This is a genomic window from Caulobacter vibrioides, from assembly GCF_002310375.3.
GTDB classification, from domain to species: domain Bacteria; phylum Pseudomonadota; class Alphaproteobacteria; order Caulobacterales; family Caulobacteraceae; genus Caulobacter; species Caulobacter vibrioides_D.
This window is the reverse complement of sequence record NZ_CP023315.3, coordinates 1,463,518-1,477,121: the sequence shown is the minus strand read 5'-3', so window position 1 is coordinate 1,477,121 and position 13,604 is coordinate 1,463,518. Positions and strand designations below refer to the sequence as shown.

At 67.8% G+C, this 13,604-nt stretch carries 14 protein-coding genes and 2 pseudogenes; 12 read left to right on the top strand and 4 right to left on the bottom strand.

Features of this window, described 5'->3' with window-relative positions:
* The first annotated feature begins 32 nt into the window (after positions 1 to 32).
* From ruvX to CA606_RS07000, 3 genes are all read left to right on the top strand, one after another.
* Positions 33 to 503 carry a Holliday junction resolvase RuvX gene (gene ruvX / locus CA606_RS07010; protein WP_096051782.1) on the top strand — a complete coding sequence of 157 codons (471 nt, stop codon included), beginning with the start codon at positions 33 to 35 and terminating at the stop codon, positions 501 to 503.
* Positions 504 to 607: 104 nt separating this feature from the next.
* The gene (locus tag CA606_RS07005; RefSeq protein ID WP_096053843.1) at positions 608 to 997 is read left to right on the top strand and encodes a hypothetical protein; all 390 of its coding nucleotides are present in this window, start codon (positions 608 to 610) and stop codon (positions 995 to 997) included.
* 233 nt (positions 998 to 1,230) lie between these two features.
* Positions 1,231 to 1,725 (top strand): hypothetical protein, encoded by a 495-nt coding sequence (locus CA606_RS07000; protein ID WP_096051783.1) that lies wholly within the window; start codon positions 1,231 to 1,233, stop codon positions 1,723 to 1,725.
* A gap of 78 nt (positions 1,726 to 1,803) precedes the next feature.
* Here the strand turns inward: CA606_RS07000 and CA606_RS06995 are convergent, their stop codons facing one another.
* A complete protein-coding gene (locus CA606_RS06995; RefSeq protein ID WP_096051784.1) occupies positions 1,804 to 2,310 on the bottom strand; it encodes a hypothetical protein in 507 nt (168 codons plus the stop codon).
* A 164-nt stretch (positions 2,311 to 2,474) separates the two neighbouring features.
* Between CA606_RS06995 and CA606_RS06990 the strand changes: the two genes are divergently transcribed.
* The 7 genes and pseudogenes from CA606_RS06990 to CA606_RS06960 all read left to right on the top strand — a co-directional run bounded on the left by CA606_RS06990 (position 2,475) and on the right by CA606_RS06960 (position 8,509).
* A complete protein-coding gene (locus CA606_RS06990) occupies positions 2,475 to 3,473 on the top strand; it encodes an aspartate carbamoyltransferase catalytic subunit (protein WP_096051785.1) in 999 nt (332 codons plus the stop codon).
* Positions 3,470 to 3,610 carry a hypothetical protein gene (locus CA606_RS06985; protein ID WP_024265807.1) on the top strand — a complete coding sequence of 47 codons (141 nt, stop codon included), beginning with the start codon at positions 3,470 to 3,472 and terminating at the stop codon, positions 3,608 to 3,610. Before CA606_RS06990 ends, CA606_RS06985 begins: the two co-directional genes overlap by 4 nt.
* The gene (gene pyrC / locus CA606_RS06980) at positions 3,607 to 4,908 is read left to right on the top strand and encodes a dihydroorotase (RefSeq protein WP_096051786.1); all 1,302 of its coding nucleotides are present in this window, start codon (positions 3,607 to 3,609) and stop codon (positions 4,906 to 4,908) included. Before CA606_RS06985 ends, pyrC begins: the two co-directional genes overlap by 4 nt.
* 70 nt (positions 4,909 to 4,978) lie before the next feature.
* Positions 4,979 to 5,416, top strand: coding sequence for a hypothetical protein (locus tag CA606_RS06975; protein WP_096051787.1), 438 nt, complete (start codon positions 4,979 to 4,981; stop codon positions 5,414 to 5,416).
* Between the two features lie 77 nt (positions 5,417 to 5,493).
* Positions 5,494 to 6,150, top strand: coding sequence for a glycerol-3-phosphate 1-O-acyltransferase PlsY (gene plsY / locus CA606_RS06970; protein ID WP_096051788.1), 657 nt, complete (start codon positions 5,494 to 5,496; stop codon positions 6,148 to 6,150).
* A pseudogene (gene dprA / locus CA606_RS06965) lies at positions 6,147 to 7,243 on the top strand (DNA-processing protein DprA). Before plsY ends, dprA begins: the two are co-directional and overlap by 4 nt.
* Before the next feature lie 63 nt (positions 7,244 to 7,306).
* On the top strand, positions 7,307 to 8,509 hold the full coding sequence (locus CA606_RS06960) for a methyltransferase (RefSeq protein ID WP_096051789.1): 1,203 nt from the start codon (positions 7,307 to 7,309) through the stop codon (positions 8,507 to 8,509).
* A 211-nt stretch (positions 8,510 to 8,720) separates the two neighbouring features.
* Here the strand turns inward: CA606_RS06960 and CA606_RS06955 are convergent, their stop codons facing one another.
* On the bottom strand, positions 8,721 to 9,500 hold the full coding sequence (locus tag CA606_RS06955) for a hypothetical protein (RefSeq protein ID WP_096051790.1): 780 nt from the start codon (positions 9,498 to 9,500) through the stop codon (positions 8,721 to 8,723).
* Between the two features lie 196 nt (positions 9,501 to 9,696).
* Positions 9,697 to 9,811 (bottom strand): annotated as a pseudogene (locus CA606_RS20560) (hypothetical protein); the annotation flags it as partial.
* A 161-nt stretch (positions 9,812 to 9,972) separates the two neighbouring features.
* Here CA606_RS20560 and CA606_RS06950 point away from each other — a divergent pair.
* Entirely contained in the window at positions 9,973 to 10,551 is a 579-nt protein-coding gene (locus tag CA606_RS06950) for a hypothetical protein (RefSeq protein WP_096051791.1), read from the top strand.
* Here CA606_RS06950 and CA606_RS06945 read toward each other — a convergent pair.
* Entirely contained in the window at positions 10,548 to 10,718 is a 171-nt protein-coding gene (locus tag CA606_RS06945) for a hypothetical protein (protein WP_024265810.1), read from the bottom strand. The genes CA606_RS06950 and CA606_RS06945 overlap by 4 nt on opposite strands.
* Positions 10,719 to 10,896: 178 nt before the next feature.
* On the opposite strand from CA606_RS06945, the gene topA reads away from it, so the two are divergent.
* Positions 10,897 to 13,590: a type I DNA topoisomerase gene (topA, locus tag CA606_RS06940; RefSeq protein WP_096051792.1), complete on the top strand. Its 2,694-nt coding sequence runs from the start codon at positions 10,897 to 10,899 to the stop codon at positions 13,588 to 13,590.
* Positions 13,591 to 13,604: the final 14 nt, after the last annotated feature.

Below are 13,604 nucleotides of genomic sequence, written 5' to 3'. Positions count from 1 at the left end.
ACAAGCTCAGGGTGAGGACGTAAAAGACCGTCATGCCCGTTCTCGATATCGAAGACTTCGCCGCCGCCCTCCCCCAGTATGCCGCCGTCGTGGGTCTGGACCCTGGCGAGAAGACCATCGGCGTGGCCGTCTCCGACGTCACGCGCACCGTCGCAAGCCCCCTGGCCCTGATCGAGAAGACCAAGTTCAGCAAGGACGCCGAGCAGCTTTTCAAGCTGATGGACAGTCGCGGCGCCGTCGCAATCGTCATCGGCCTGCCGATGAACATGGACGGCACCGAAGGCGTGCGTTGCCAGTCCAACCGCGCGCTCGGGCGCAATCTGCTGCGCCTGAAGCCCGACCTGCCGATCACCTTCTGGGACGAACGCCTGTCGACGGCGGCGGTGACCCGCGTGTTGATCGATGAGCACGACATCTCGCGCAAGCGCCGGGACGAGGTGGTCGACAAGATGGCGGCCGGCTGGATCCTGCAGGGCGCGCTGGAGCGTCTGCGGAGCCTTTAGATCAACGCCCTCGTTGAACTTTCGCCCACGACGAGAAAGTCGGGGCTTTTCGAGCGCGAACCGGCTTGGTTAACATCCAGCAATTGCCGAACGCGGGGGCGGGCGTGGACTTTAAGCGCTTTAAACGAAAGCATGATCGTCATCGCGCGGTCGCCACCGGCGCGGCCTTGGTCGTGATTCTGGCGGCCGACATCAGTGTTGCCGGGGATGGCGCGGACTGCCCCCCAAACCCCGAACCGGGGAAGTGCTACGAGAAGGTCTACAGCCCCGCTCAGTACGAGGAGCGGGCCGAGCAAGTGCTCGACCAACCCGCGCGGTTCGAGACCCGGACGATCGCTGAGTCTTCGTCGGCCTCGCCGGCCAAGGTTGAGCGGTACGCCGTGCCGGCGACCTACAGGATCGTCATGACCCGACACAAGCTGCGCGACGCCAGCTTCATCTGGCAGGCGGTTGCTTGCGGTCCCGGTCGCACGCCTCCGCGCGCAAGCGACTGATGCATGAGCGGACAGACAATCGCCCAAAGTAACGACCAACCCGACCAAAACTCTTTTTGGGTTTTCACTTTGGGCCGACGGTCGCGACAGAAAAGAAATTCGCCCCCGAGGTGAATTTTTGGGACAACATCGTTTCTTCTTTGGATATGGTTAATTGTAGCGTTCCGGGATCGAACTCCGAGTTCGTTCCACGACTGTACAGTTTTGGGTTGAGGGCAAACGAGGGGGCTCGAGTGACGAAGAAGGTCTTGATGAGTTTGGTGGCGATCGCCGTCACCGGCATGTCGGTGAGCCCCGTGCTCGCGGACGGCCGCAACTATGCGCCGGCGCCCGCCGCGCGCAGCTATCCGCCGGTTCCGCCGCCGCCGTCGTATCCGCCTGCGCCGCGCCCGCCGTCGCCGCCGCCCGGCGCGCCAGCGGATGACTGCCTCTGCACGCGTCCGGTGGTGTTCTATGGCCCGACCACGGGCTGGGGCGACATCAGAGTCGCGGCCCCGGGCGTGCGCGTCTATGGCGAGCCGGTGGTCGTGCCGTCGGGCCGCATCGATATCCAGGGCCCGCCGGTCTATGTCGACGCCCCGCCCGTCCGCGTGGCCGCGCCGCAGATTTATCTGCACCGTCCCGAAGTGCATGTGCGTCCGTCGGCCGTCACGGTCGAGGCGCCGCAGATCCACTTCACCGGCTGCGCCGACGGCGTGCGCTGCGAGCCGGCTCCGCCGCGTCGTTAAGACCGGGATCCGTCGCGAAGTTATCGAGGAGGGTGGCCCCAGCCCCCCTCCTCTTTCTTTTTGCGCTTAGAGAGCGACTCAGCGCTGCGGCGCGCAGAACGCCCGGGCTTCGCGCGCCAGCGGCAGGTCGCCGCCCTCAAGCGCGGCCTTCACCGCGTCATCGCACCGATTCTCGCTCAGCAGGCCTGTGACCTTGCCGCGCAGGGCTTCGGACTTGGCGGCGGCCTCTTTCAAAAGCTGGGCTTCCTTGCGCTCGCCGGGCAGACAGGCCGAGTACCACTTGGCGTCGCCGCAGCGGGCGATCAGGCGCGTCTGGCGCGACAGGTCGACAGGCTTCTCCGAAACGGACTTTTCAGAGACAGGCTTCTCAGCAGTAGGCTTGGCGCTCGCGGCCGGCGCCAGCTCCACAGAGGCGGGTGGCGCGACCACCGGCGGCTGCCCTTCCAGCGGTTTGACCGTCATCTCGGTCGGCATCTGATAGTGGCAGACCCAGCCCTTGTCGGTCGTCTGGCAGGACTGCAGCGTCGCGCGCGCCTCCTCGGACGGCGCGGAGGCCTGCAACAAAGCGAGCATAAGCAACAGCATGGCCGACCCCGATCGGCGCGCTCCAGAGCGCGCGCCCTACAGTATGCGCCTCCTGGGTGTCGCAACAAGTCAGGGTATGGATTGAGGCAGCGGCGCGACCCGTTGTGGGGAGCCGACTAAGCCGGCCTTTCCTTAATGGTCAAAGCCGCCTAAGACGCGGGCTCATGACGGCTTCCGCCCATGACACCGCCCGCGCTGCGATCGAGACGATCCGCGCCCGCGTCTTCGCCTTTCCCAAGCGCCATTTCCTGTCCGCGGGAGATCTGAACGCGCCGCAGGCGGCTGATCTGCTGGATCTGGCCGACGCCTTCGTCGCCCTGAACCGGCAGACGTCCAAGACCCTGGACATCCTCAAGGGTCGGACGCTGATGAACCTGTTCTTCGAGAACAGCACCCGCACCCAGAGCTCGTTCGAGTTGGCGGGCAAGCGTCTGGGCGCCGACGTCGTCAACATGAACCCCAAGACCTCGTCGGTCGCCAAGGGCGAGACCCTGATCGACACGGCCGTCACGCTGAACGCCATGCGGCCTGATCTCTTGGTGGTGCGCCACGCCTCGTCCGGCGCGGCCAGCCTGCTCAGCCAGAAGGTCAGCGGCCACGTTGTCAACGCCGGCGACGGCCAGCACGAGCACCCGACCCAGGCCCTCCTGGACGCCCTGTCGATCCGCCGCGCCTTTGGCCGCGTATCGGGCCTGACGGTGGCGATCTGCGGCGACGTGCTGCACAGCCGCGTGGCCCGTTCGAACGTGGCCTTGCTGCACACCCTGGGCGCCAGCGTACGCCTGGTGGGTCCGCCCACCCTGATGCCGGCCCAGGCCGAGCGCTGGGGTGTCGCCGTCCACCACGACATGAAGGCAGGCCTGGCCGGCGCCGACGTCGTGATGATGCTGCGCCTGCAGCTGGAGCGGATGCAGGGCGCGTTCGTGCCCTCGACCCGTGAATACTTCCGCTTCTACGGCCTTGATCGGGAAAAGCTCTCCCGCGCCGCGCCCGGCGCCAAGGTCATGCACCCGGGTCCGATGAACCGGGGCGTCGAGATCGATTCCGACGTCGCCGACGATCCGGCGATCAGCCTGATCCAGGACCAGGTCGAGATGGGCGTCGCCGCCCGGATGGCCGTGCTGACCAGCCTCGCGGCGCGGATCGAGGAGGCTGGGCGATGAAGCGCCCTGCGTCCTTCGAGGCTCGCCTTCGGCTCACACCTCAGGATGAGGTTTTCAGCAGCAACGTTCCTCATCCTGAGGCGCCCGCAAAGCGGGCCTCGAAGGACGCAGGGCGCCTGCCCGAGATTGAACAATGAACGCCCCCCAGCCCCTCGCCTTCGTCAACGCCCGCCTGGTTGATCCCGAAAGCGGCTATGACGGTCCCGGCGGCGTCATCGTCTCCGAAGGCGTCATCACCGACGTGGCCAAGGGCCGCGAGTTCGGCAAGCTGTCCAAGGCTGTCCGCGTGGTGGACTGCGGCGGCGCCCTGCTGGCCCCCGGCCTGATCGACCTGCGGGTCCGCACCGGCGAGCCCGGGGCCGAGACCAAGGAAACCCTGGCCAGCGCCGCCAAGGCCGCCGCGGCCGGCGGCGTCACCTCGTTCGTCGTCCAGCCCGACACCGCCCCGACGATCGACGATCCCAGCATGGTCGACTTCATCCTGCGCCGCGCCCGCGACGTCGACAGCGCCCGCATCCTGGTGGCCGGCGCGGCGACCAAGGGCCTCCTGGGCGAGCAGATGGCCGAGATCGGCCTGATGCGCGAGGCCGGCTGCGTCTATGTCACCGACGCGGGCAAGCCCATCGTCGACAGCAAGGTCATGCAGCGCGTGCTGACCTACGCCAAGGGCTTCGACACCCTGCTGGCCCACCGTCCGATGGACCCGTGGCTGGGCAGGGGCGGCGCGGCGATCGGCGGCGAGTTCGCCGGCCGCATGGGCCTACCCTCGATCTCGCCGATGGCCGAGCGGATCATGCTGGAGCGCGACGTGGCTCTGCTGGAGGCCACCGGCGGTAAGCTGCTGGTCGACCAGATCAGCTCGGCCCAGGCGCTGGAAACCCTGGCCCGCGCCAAGAGCAAGGGCCTGCGGATCAACGCCTCGGTGTCGATCAACCACCTGTCGTTCAACGAGCTGGACATCGGCGACTACCGCACCTTCGCCAAGCTGAACCCGCCCCTGCGCGGCGAGGACGACCGTCAGGCCCTGATCGAGGCCCTCGCCTCGGGCCTGATCGACATCGTCGTCTCCTCGCACAGCCCAGCCCCGGCCGAGGACAAGCGCCTGCCGTTCGACGAGGCCGCGCCCGGCGCGGTGGGCCTGGAAACCCTGCTGCCCGCCCTACTGTCGCTGTACCACGAGGAGCGCCTGCCGCTGCTCGACCTGGTCCGCGCCGTCACCCTGGCCCCGGCCCAGTTGCTGGGCCTGCGCGGCGGCCGCCTCGCGCCCGGCGCGCCGGCCGATCTGGTGCTCTGCGACATCGACGCGCCGATCATCGTGGATGCGGCCCGCCTGCTGTCGAAATCCAAGAACTCGCCGTTCGACGGGCGGCGGCTGCAGGGCCAGGTGTTGATGACCGTGGTCGATGGTCGGGTGGTGCATCGCGCGGAGGGGTGATTATTCGCCTCAAGATTGCATAGTGCAAGCTAAACGCCTACAGTGATCGCCCATTTCCGAGGAGGCGCTCATGGCCGATGCCTGCCGCCCGCGTGGCTCCGTCGCCTGGACCTTCGTCCTGCTCGGACCGACGCTGACTATGGCGTTCGCAATGGCCGAGGCTGCAATCCGGAGCGCCACCATACCCGGTGACGTCAGCTTCGTCATATTGGCCTTTTTGGTCGGGAGCGACCCGTTGGCTTTGCTCATGCCCTGGCTCCTTCTGATGCTGCCCTTCGGACTGACCGGCCTGATCGCCTTTAAGCTGGAAGGACGCACGAAAAGCGCGACATTCGTCACAGCCTGCACAGCGGTCGGTGCGACGCTCGGGCTCCTGTGCGCGCCGCTGTTCGGCGCCAAGCCGGATCTCTACATGGTCGTACAGAGCGCTCTCGCCGCGTTTACGTGCGCGCTGCTCGCGAAAATCCGTATCTCGCATCATCGCTCGGATTTTTTGCCCCGCCCGTGAGTCTGCACTACACCTAAGGCACAACTTTCGCTTGCGCAGCGGTTGAATTCGCGCGCAACTCGCCTTAAGGTCGAACCGTGCAAGATCTCGCCGCCATCGCCTATCTCACCCTCGGGATCGCCATCGTCGGCGGCTACCTGTTGGGCTCGATCCCGTTCGGGCTGATCGCCACGCGCCTGGGCGGCGCCGGCGACATCCGCCAGATCGGCTCGGGCAATATCGGCGCGACCAATGTGCTGCGCTCCGGCCGCAAGGACCTGGCGGCCATCACCTTGCTGGGCGATGCGGGCAAGGGCGTGGTGGCGGTGCTACTGGCCCGGTACCTGACCAACGGCAACCCGGCCATCATCGCCCTGGCGGGCGGGTCGGCGTTCCTGGGCCACCTGTTCCCCGTCTGGCTGAAGTTCAAGGGCGGCAAGGGCGTGGCCACCTTCTACGGCGTGCTGCTCAGCGCCTGCTGGCCGGTGGGGATCGCCGCCGGCGCCACCTGGCTGGCCATGGCCTTCCTGTTCCGCATCAGCTCTCTGGCCGCCCTGACCGCAGCGACCCTGGCCGCGCCTTTCGCCCTGGCCTTCGACCAGCCCTATCCGTTCATGGGCCTGTGCCTGTTCATGGCCGTGCTGATCTTCATCCGTCACCGCGAGAACATCGCGCGCCTGCTCAAGGGTGAGGAGCCCAAGATCGGCAAGAAGAAGCCGGCGGAGGACGCTCCGCCCGCGCCCGAAGCGCCGTGACGCCCGGCCGGCTCTCGGACATTCAGCGCTTCGCCTGGCTGCGCCTGGCGCGCACCGAGACGGTCGGCCCCGTCGCCTTCGACCATCTGCTGACCCGCTACGGCACGCCGGAGCGGGCCCTGTCGGCCCTGCCCGACCTCTCCCGCAAGGGCGGCCGCGCCGTGCCGCTGTCCCTGCCGCCGCGCGAGGCGATCGAACAGGAGCTGGAGGCCGGCGAAAAGCTCGGCGCGCGGCTGCTGTGCGGTTGCGAGCCCGATTTCCCGCCCCGTCTGGCGGCGCTCGATCCCCCGCCGCCGGTGCTGTGGGCACTGGGCGGGCCGAGCTGTTGTCACAGCCCAGCCTGGCGATCGTCGGCGCCCGCATCGCCTCGGCCGCCGGCCAGCGCTTCGCCCGCCAGTTGGCCACTGATCTCGGAACCGCCGGCCATGTCGTCGTCTCGGGCATGGCGCGCGGCATTGACGGCGCCGCCCACGAGGGCTCGCTGGCCACCGGCGCGGTGGCGGTGCTGGGCGGCGGGGTCGGCGACATCTATCCGCCCGAGCATGACCGGCTGCACGCCCGCCTCGCCGCCGAGGGCTGCGTCGTCTCGGAAAGCGCGCCCGACCGCCGGGCCCAGGCCAAGGACTTCCCGCGCCGCAACCGGATCATCTCGGGCCTGTCGCTGGGCGTGATCGTGGTCGAGGCCGAGCTCAAGTCGGGCTCGCTGATTACCGCGCGCCTCGCCGCCGAGCAGGGCCGCGACGTCTTCGCCGTGCCGGGCTCGCCGCTGGACCCGCGCTCCCGGGGCACGAACGACCTGATCCGACAGGGCGCGATCCTGTGCGAAGGCGCCGAGGACGTGTTGCGATCGCTGTCGGGCCAGACCCATCTGCGCGAACAGGACCGCGCCTATGAGGCCCTGCCCGACATGGATATCGACCACGACACCCTGCGCGAGCGCGTCGCCGCCCTGCTCTCGCCCACGCCGGTGTCACGCAACGATCTGGTTCGTGCGGCCGCCGCCCCCGCCTCGGCGGTGATGGCCGCGCTGGTGGAGCTCAGCCTCGCCGGTCGCGCCGAGTTGGTGGACGGCGGGATGGTCGCGGGGGTGTAGCCTTACCTTCGGCGATCCGAACGGCGCCTGATAAGCTCCGAGAAGAAAGAGCGGGAGCGATTCGTGGACGCCGACCACCTGCAGCGGATCTTCGACGCGGCCGTTCAAGCCCACGGCGAGGGACGGCTGGACGAGGCCGAGGCCGGCTTTCGCGCCGTGCTGGAGGTCCTTCCGCATGAGGGCGAGGCGCTGTTTGGCCTGGGCCTGACCCTGATGGGCCTTCGGCGCTTTTCCGAAGCCATTCCGCCGCTCAAGGCCGCCGCCGCCGAGCCGGGCGCCGAGCCGGTCCGTTTCCTCTGCTTGGCCCAGGGCCTCTACCTGACAGCCGCCTTCGCCCAGGCGGCCGAGACCTTCGCTGCGGTGGAGAACCAGGACGGGTTCAACGACGGCGCGCGCCTGACCTGGGCCCGGTCGGCCGCCTACGCCGCGCTGGACGACACCGACGCCGACAGCGCCCTGGCGCTTTATGGGCGGATCGCCGGGCCTGTGGCCGAGGATCTCGACACCGTGGCGCGCGAAGGCTTTTCCACCCTCGTCGCCTTCGAGCGCCTGGCCGCCGCGCGCAAGCTTGGCCAATGGCTGGAAGCCCGCGCGCCGGACGATGCGATCCGGGCGCACGAGCTGCGAGTGCTGACCGATCCGCAGATCGACCGCGCCCCGCCCGCCTATGTCGAGGCGCTGTTCGACGCCTTCGCCGAGCGCTTCGATCACCAGTTGCTCGACAATCTGGAATACCAGACGCCGACCCTCCTGGCCGAGATGGTCGGCGTCGCGGACCGCCGCTTTACGCACATGCTGGACCTGGGCTGCGGCACGGGCCTGGCCGGTCCGCCCCTGAGGGCCAGGGTCGCGCGCCTGACCGGCGTGGACCTCTCCACCGCCATGTTGGCCAAGGCGGCCGAGCGTGGCGGCTATGACGCCCTGGTCCACGCCGAGGCGGTCGCCTTCCTGCGCGAGACGTCCGACCGCTTCGACCTGATCGTCGCCGCCGACGTATTCAGCTATCTCGGCGACCTGGGCGACATCCTGGCCGCTGCCGCGGGCGCGCTCAGCGACGATGGCCTGCTGGCCTTCAGCGTCGAGCAAGGTGAGAGCGGCTGGCGGCTGCTGTCCTCGGCGCGCTACGCGCACGGCGACGACTATGTTCGAAACGCCGCGACGGGCGCCGGGTTCGAGGTGGTCGAGCATCGCCAAACGCCGCTGCGCCGACAGGCCGACGCTGCGATCCTCGGCGGTCTCTACCTGCTCCGGAAATCCCTGCTCTAGAGCATTTTCCGATCTGTTCGGATCGGAGAAATGCTCTAGCCCTTTGTATTAACGCATTTTCTGACGACGAACCGGATCCACTTCGTCGGAAAATGCGCTAGTGCCTGTCCGGTTTAGATGGAACCATCTAAACCGGTTAAACAGGCTCTAAAACCAAATACTTAGAGCCCTTTCAAACGCTTTAGATGATTCCATCTAAAGCTAAAGGGCTCTAGCGCCGCGCGCCCTTGGCGAACAGCAGGTCCGACCACCGCCAGTGACCGCCGCCCACGGCGAACCGCGCGCCGCCGGGGCCGTCGCTCAGCGAGATCAGCACGAGGCCGCGCATCGGCTCGGTGCGACAGGCGGCGGGCGCGAAGGCGACCTCCAGCATGATCATCTCGCGCAGGCCCGAGAGGCCGTCGCCCTCTTCGCCGTCGGTGCGGAGCCAGTCGCCGTTCCAGACCAGCGGCGCGCGACCGGCGCTGACGGTGGCGGCATGGGCGCGCATCAGCGAAGCGCGGGCGCGCGGGTTCTTGCGCAGCCCCTCCTGCAGCAGGCGGACCATGTCGCAGCCTGCGCCGCCGCCCCCGCCGCCGGAGCCCACCCCAGCGGTCGCCGCGCCCATCAGCTCGGACTCGCCCAGGCCCATTACCCGGGCGGGCGCGGGTCTGGGACTGGCCGCAAGCGGCGTCACATCCTTGGGGACCGGCGCCTTGGTCACGCGCAGCGGCGAGCGCGGCGCGGCTAGGGCCGTGTCCTTGGGTTTCTCCGGTGAGGGCGACTTCTTCGGGGCCTTCACCGGCGACTGCGGCGCATCGTGCGGCGCGGGCGGTGTAGGCGGCGGGGGTGGCGGTAGCGGCGGTTCGACTAGAGAGACCAGAACCGATGGCGGCTCGGGCGGCGCGGGCGTCACCTGAGCGCCCAGCAGCACCGCCACAGCGGCTGCATGCGCGGCGAGGCTCACGACCAAGGCCGCGCCCTTTCCTCCCCGTCGTTTCCAGTGCGCCATCTGCTCGCCACATCACGGGCCGATGCGCCGGCCCGATCAACGGTGGACCATGGCTAGGCGTCAGGAAGTGGGCGAATGGTTGAGCTTGAGAGCGGCGAGAAACGCCAGCTTACGTCGACCTTTGCGGCGACCGCTGGAACGTCTGGTTCATGGCGGTAGGCTCGTGACCGTTCCCGCCCCTGGGGGGACCTTGGCTCCCTGCGTCCTTCGAGGCGCGCTTAGGAGCGCGCACCTCAGGATGAGGTGTTCAGCAACAGGATTTCCTCATCCTGAGGTGTGAGCCGTAGGCGAGCCTCGAAGGACGCATTGCGGCTGCGAGCTCACCTCTAATGCGACGGTTCAAATCGACCGACCTCCTCGGCGACACGTCACTGCGCAGAAGCCATCACGCCCCTACGTTAGGAAGTGGGCGAATGGTTGAGCTTGCCAATCGCGAAAATCAATCCAAGGTAGTGACAAAGGAGCACTCTACATGAGCTCTGCGATCCTGGCCTGGATGCTGTTGCTCGGCGCGCCCGTCGTGGGTGCATGCCTACATCTCGCCATCAAGGACAGGCTTTCGACACGCAGCCGCCTAGCCTTCATGGGGCTACTGGCCGCAGTGGTCGGGCTGGCGATCCTCGCGGTGGCTTTCGGGGTGCGGTTCGTCTCCTTGACGGCGAACATCGCAACCCTGGCCGCCGTCTATGCCGCCTATGTCGCCCTGGCCCTGTCGCTCAGCTCGCGGATTAGATCGCCGATCGCGGGTCGGCTCATTCTTGCCGTGACGCTGATCCCTGTCGTCTTTGGCTATTTCCTCGGCACGGTCGGCGCGCTTGGCCTGCTGTTTACGGTCGGCGAGTTCGAAAACCAGACCAGCATCACGCGTTTAGCCCCTGGAGTGCTCTGCACCCGAACTGATGGCGGGGGCCCCAGCGGAGGTTACACCCTGCGGGTTCATCGAGAATGGCCGCTAGCGCCCTTCCTTCATCGCGAAGTCAAGACACTGGGCTTTCGTAGAGAGGGAGAAGGTCCCGCGTCTTGCGACGCCCTACGCGGCCGACCGTTCTAAACGCTCAAATCCACCAACAGCCCCGTCCCCGCCGCCGGCGCGGCGCGCACGGCTTCTTTCAGCCGCTCGACGATCTCCGCGCGTTCAGCGTTCGAGGTCACGGGCTTGATCGGGCGGATCGGCGAGACATAGGCCTCGGTAGCGATCCGGTTGACGGTCAGGTCCATCGGGGTCAGCACAGGTGGAACATGCCATCCCAGTGTCGCGCAAGGGGCTTAACAAGCGCCTACCAGACACCAAAGCCTGACTGTTTTCTGGGTCCTTCGTTGACAGACCCCCGGTCAAGCCCCCACTTTCGCGCCGCTCGCCTGCAGGGCGATCTCCTTTTCCTGAACAAGAGTCAGAATGAACGTCGTCGTCGTCGAGAGCCCGGCCAAGGCCAAGACCATCAACAAGTACCTCGGGTCCGACTACACGGTTCTCGCTTCCTACGGCCACATCCGCGACCTGCCGTCGAAGGACGGCTCGGTCGAGCCGGACAACGACTTCGCCATGAGCTGGGAAGTCGACGCCAAGGCCTCAAAGCGCGTCAGCGACATCGTCGACGCCCTCAAGAAGGCCGACCGTCTGATTCTGGCCACCGACCCTGATCGCGAAGGCGAAGCGATCAGCTGGCACGTCCTGGAAGTGCTGAACAAGAAGAAGGCGCTGAAGGACAAGACCGTCCAGCGCGTCACCTTCAACGCCATCACCAAGAGCGCGGTGACCGAGGCCATGCGGGCCCCGCGCGACCTCGATATGGAGCTGGTCGAGGCCTATCTCGCCCGCCGCGCCCTCGACTATCTGGTCGGCTTTACGCTTTCACCGGTGCTGTGGCGCAAGCTCCCCGGTTCGCGCTCGGCCGGCCGCGTGCAGTCGGTGGCCCTGCGGCTGGTCGTCGATCGCGAGCTGGAGATCGAGCGCTTCAGGACCCAGGAGTACTGGACCGTCGACGCCGACGTCTCGGCTGGTTCGGATCCGTTCCTGGCGCGCCTGGTCAAGCACGAGGGCAAGAAGCTCACCAAGTTCGACCTGGGCAACGAGACCTCGGCCCTGGCCGCGAAGGCCGCCGTCGAAGCCGCCACCTTCAAGGTCGAGGCCGTCGAGAAGAAGCCCGGCAAGCGCTCGCCCGCCCCGCCCTTCACCACCTCGACCCTGCAGCAGGAGGCCGCCCGCAAGCTGGGCTTCTCGGCCCAGCGCACCATGCAGGCCGCCCAGAAGCTGTACGAAGGCGTCGATATCGGCGGCGAGACGGTGGGTCTGATCACCTACATGCGGACCGACGGCGTCTCGATGGCGCCTGAAGCCATCTTCGAGGCCCGAGACGTCATCGGCACGGTCTATGGCAAGGAGTATGTCCCGGACTCCCCGCGGATGTACAAGTCCAAAGCCAAGAACGCTCAGGAGGCCCACGAAGCCATCCGTCCGACCGCCATGAACCGCAATCCAGGCTCGCTGCGCCTGGAGCCGGAGCTGGGGCGTCTGTACGAACTGATCTGGAAGCGCACCATCGCCTCGCAGATGGAGAGCGCCCGCATCGAGCGCACGACCGTCGACCTGACCAGCGCCGACGGCCAGACCGGCCTGCGCGCCACCGGCCAGGTGGTGCAGTTCCCCGGCTATCTCGCCGTCTATGAAGAAGGTCGCGACGACGAGGGCGACGAGGACAGCGCCCGTCTGCCGGCCATCCTCGAAGGCGCCGCCGCCAAGGTCATCAAGTCGCGCGCCGACCAGCACTTCACCGAACCGCCCCCGCGCTATTCGGAAGCCAGCCTGGTCAAGAAGATGGAAGAGCTGGGAATCGGCCGTCCGTCGACCTACGCCTCGGTGCTGGGCGTGCTGCGCGACCGCGAATATGTCCGCATGGAGAAGCAGCGCTTCATCCCCGAGGACAAGGGCCGTCTGGTCACCGCGTTCCTCGAGCAGTTCTTCAAGCGCTATGTCGAGTACGACTTCACGGCCGCGCTGGAAGAGAAGCTCGACCTCGTCTCGGACGGCAAGCTGGACTGGAAGGAGTTCCTCCGCGAATTCTGGAAGGACTTCCACGCCGCCGTCGGCGAGATCGCCGAGCTGCGCACCACCAACGTCCTGGACGCCCTGAACGAGGCGCTGGGCCCCCACATCTTCCCCGACAAGGGCGATGGTTCGAACCCGCGCCTGTGCCCGACCTGCGGCTCGGGGCAACTCTCGCTGAAGACCGGCAAGTTCGGGGCCTTCATCGGCTGCTCGAACTATCCCGAGTGCCGCTTCACGCGGCAGCTGGGCGTGTCGGAGGGCGATGGCGACGCCGAGAGCGCCGACAAGCAGCTGGGCCTCAACCCCGCCACGGGCCTGGCGGTCTGGCTGAAGAACGGCCGTTTTGGCCCCTATGTCGAGGAGCTGGCGACCGAAGGCAGCAGCGACAAGCCCAAGCGCTCGTCCCTGCCCAAGGGCTGGATCGCCTCGGCCATGGACCTGGAGAAGGCCCTACGCCTGCTCTCGCTGCCGCGCGAGGTGGGCAAGCACCCGGACGACGGCAAGGTCATCACCGCGGGCCTCGGGCGCTTCGGGCCCTTCGTGCTGCACGACGGCACCTACGCCAATCTGGAGAACGCCGATGAGGTGTTCGATGTCGGCCTCAACCGCGCCGTCGCCATCCTGGCCGACAAGCGCGCCGGCGGCGGTCGTCCGCAGCGCGGCGCCGCCGCGGCCCTGGCGGAACTGGGCAATCACCCCGAGGACGGCAAACCGATCCGCGTGCTGTCGGGCCGCTTTGGTCCCTACATCAAGCACGGCGACACCAACGCCAACGTGCCCAAGGGCAAGGATCCGGCCGCCATCACCCTGGAAGAGGCGCTGGCCCTGATCGCCGAGCGCGCGGCCAAGGGCGGGGGCAAGAAGCCCGCCAAGAAGGCGGCGGCCACCAAGTCCAAGGCCAAGGCTGAAGGCGACCCGCCAGCCAAGAAGACGGCGGCGAAGAAGCCCGCCGCCAAGAAGCCGGCCGCTAAGAAGGCTCCGGCGAAGTCCAAGGCGAAGGAGACGTCCGACGACGGCGCCGCGCCCTGGGACGACGAGGGCTGACGCCTGTTCAGCCC

What these genes read in the sequence shown, in the direction of transcription:
- ruvX (WP_096051782.1), top strand. Translation starts at nt 33, where the DNA reads ATGCCCGTTCTCGATATCGAAGACTTCGCCGCCGCCCTCCCCCAGTAT.
- CA606_RS06995 (WP_096051784.1), bottom strand. Translation starts at nt 2,310, where the DNA reads ATGCTGTTGCTTATGCTCGCTTTGTTGCAGGCCTCCGCGCCGTCCGAG.
- CA606_RS06990 (WP_096051785.1), top strand. Translation starts at nt 2,475, where the DNA reads ATGACGGCTTCCGCCCATGACACCGCCCGCGCTGCGATCGAGACGATC.
- CA606_RS06985 (WP_024265807.1), top strand. Translation starts at nt 3,470, where the DNA reads ATGAAGCGCCCTGCGTCCTTCGAGGCTCGCCTTCGGCTCACACCTCAG.
- pyrC (WP_096051786.1), top strand. Translation starts at nt 3,607, where the DNA reads ATGAACGCCCCCCAGCCCCTCGCCTTCGTCAACGCCCGCCTGGTTGAT.
- CA606_RS06975 (WP_096051787.1), top strand. Translation starts at nt 4,979, where the DNA reads ATGGCCGATGCCTGCCGCCCGCGTGGCTCCGTCGCCTGGACCTTCGTC.
- CA606_RS06955 (WP_096051790.1), bottom strand. Translation starts at nt 9,500, where the DNA reads ATGGCGCACTGGAAACGACGGGGAGGAAAGGGCGCGGCCTTGGTCGTG.
- CA606_RS06950 (WP_096051791.1), top strand. Translation starts at nt 9,973, where the DNA reads ATGAGCTCTGCGATCCTGGCCTGGATGCTGTTGCTCGGCGCGCCCGTC.
- CA606_RS06945 (WP_024265810.1), bottom strand. Translation starts at nt 10,718, where the DNA reads ATGGACCTGACCGTCAACCGGATCGCTACCGAGGCCTATGTCTCGCCG.
- topA (WP_096051792.1), top strand. Translation starts at nt 10,897, where the DNA reads ATGAACGTCGTCGTCGTCGAGAGCCCGGCCAAGGCCAAGACCATCAAC.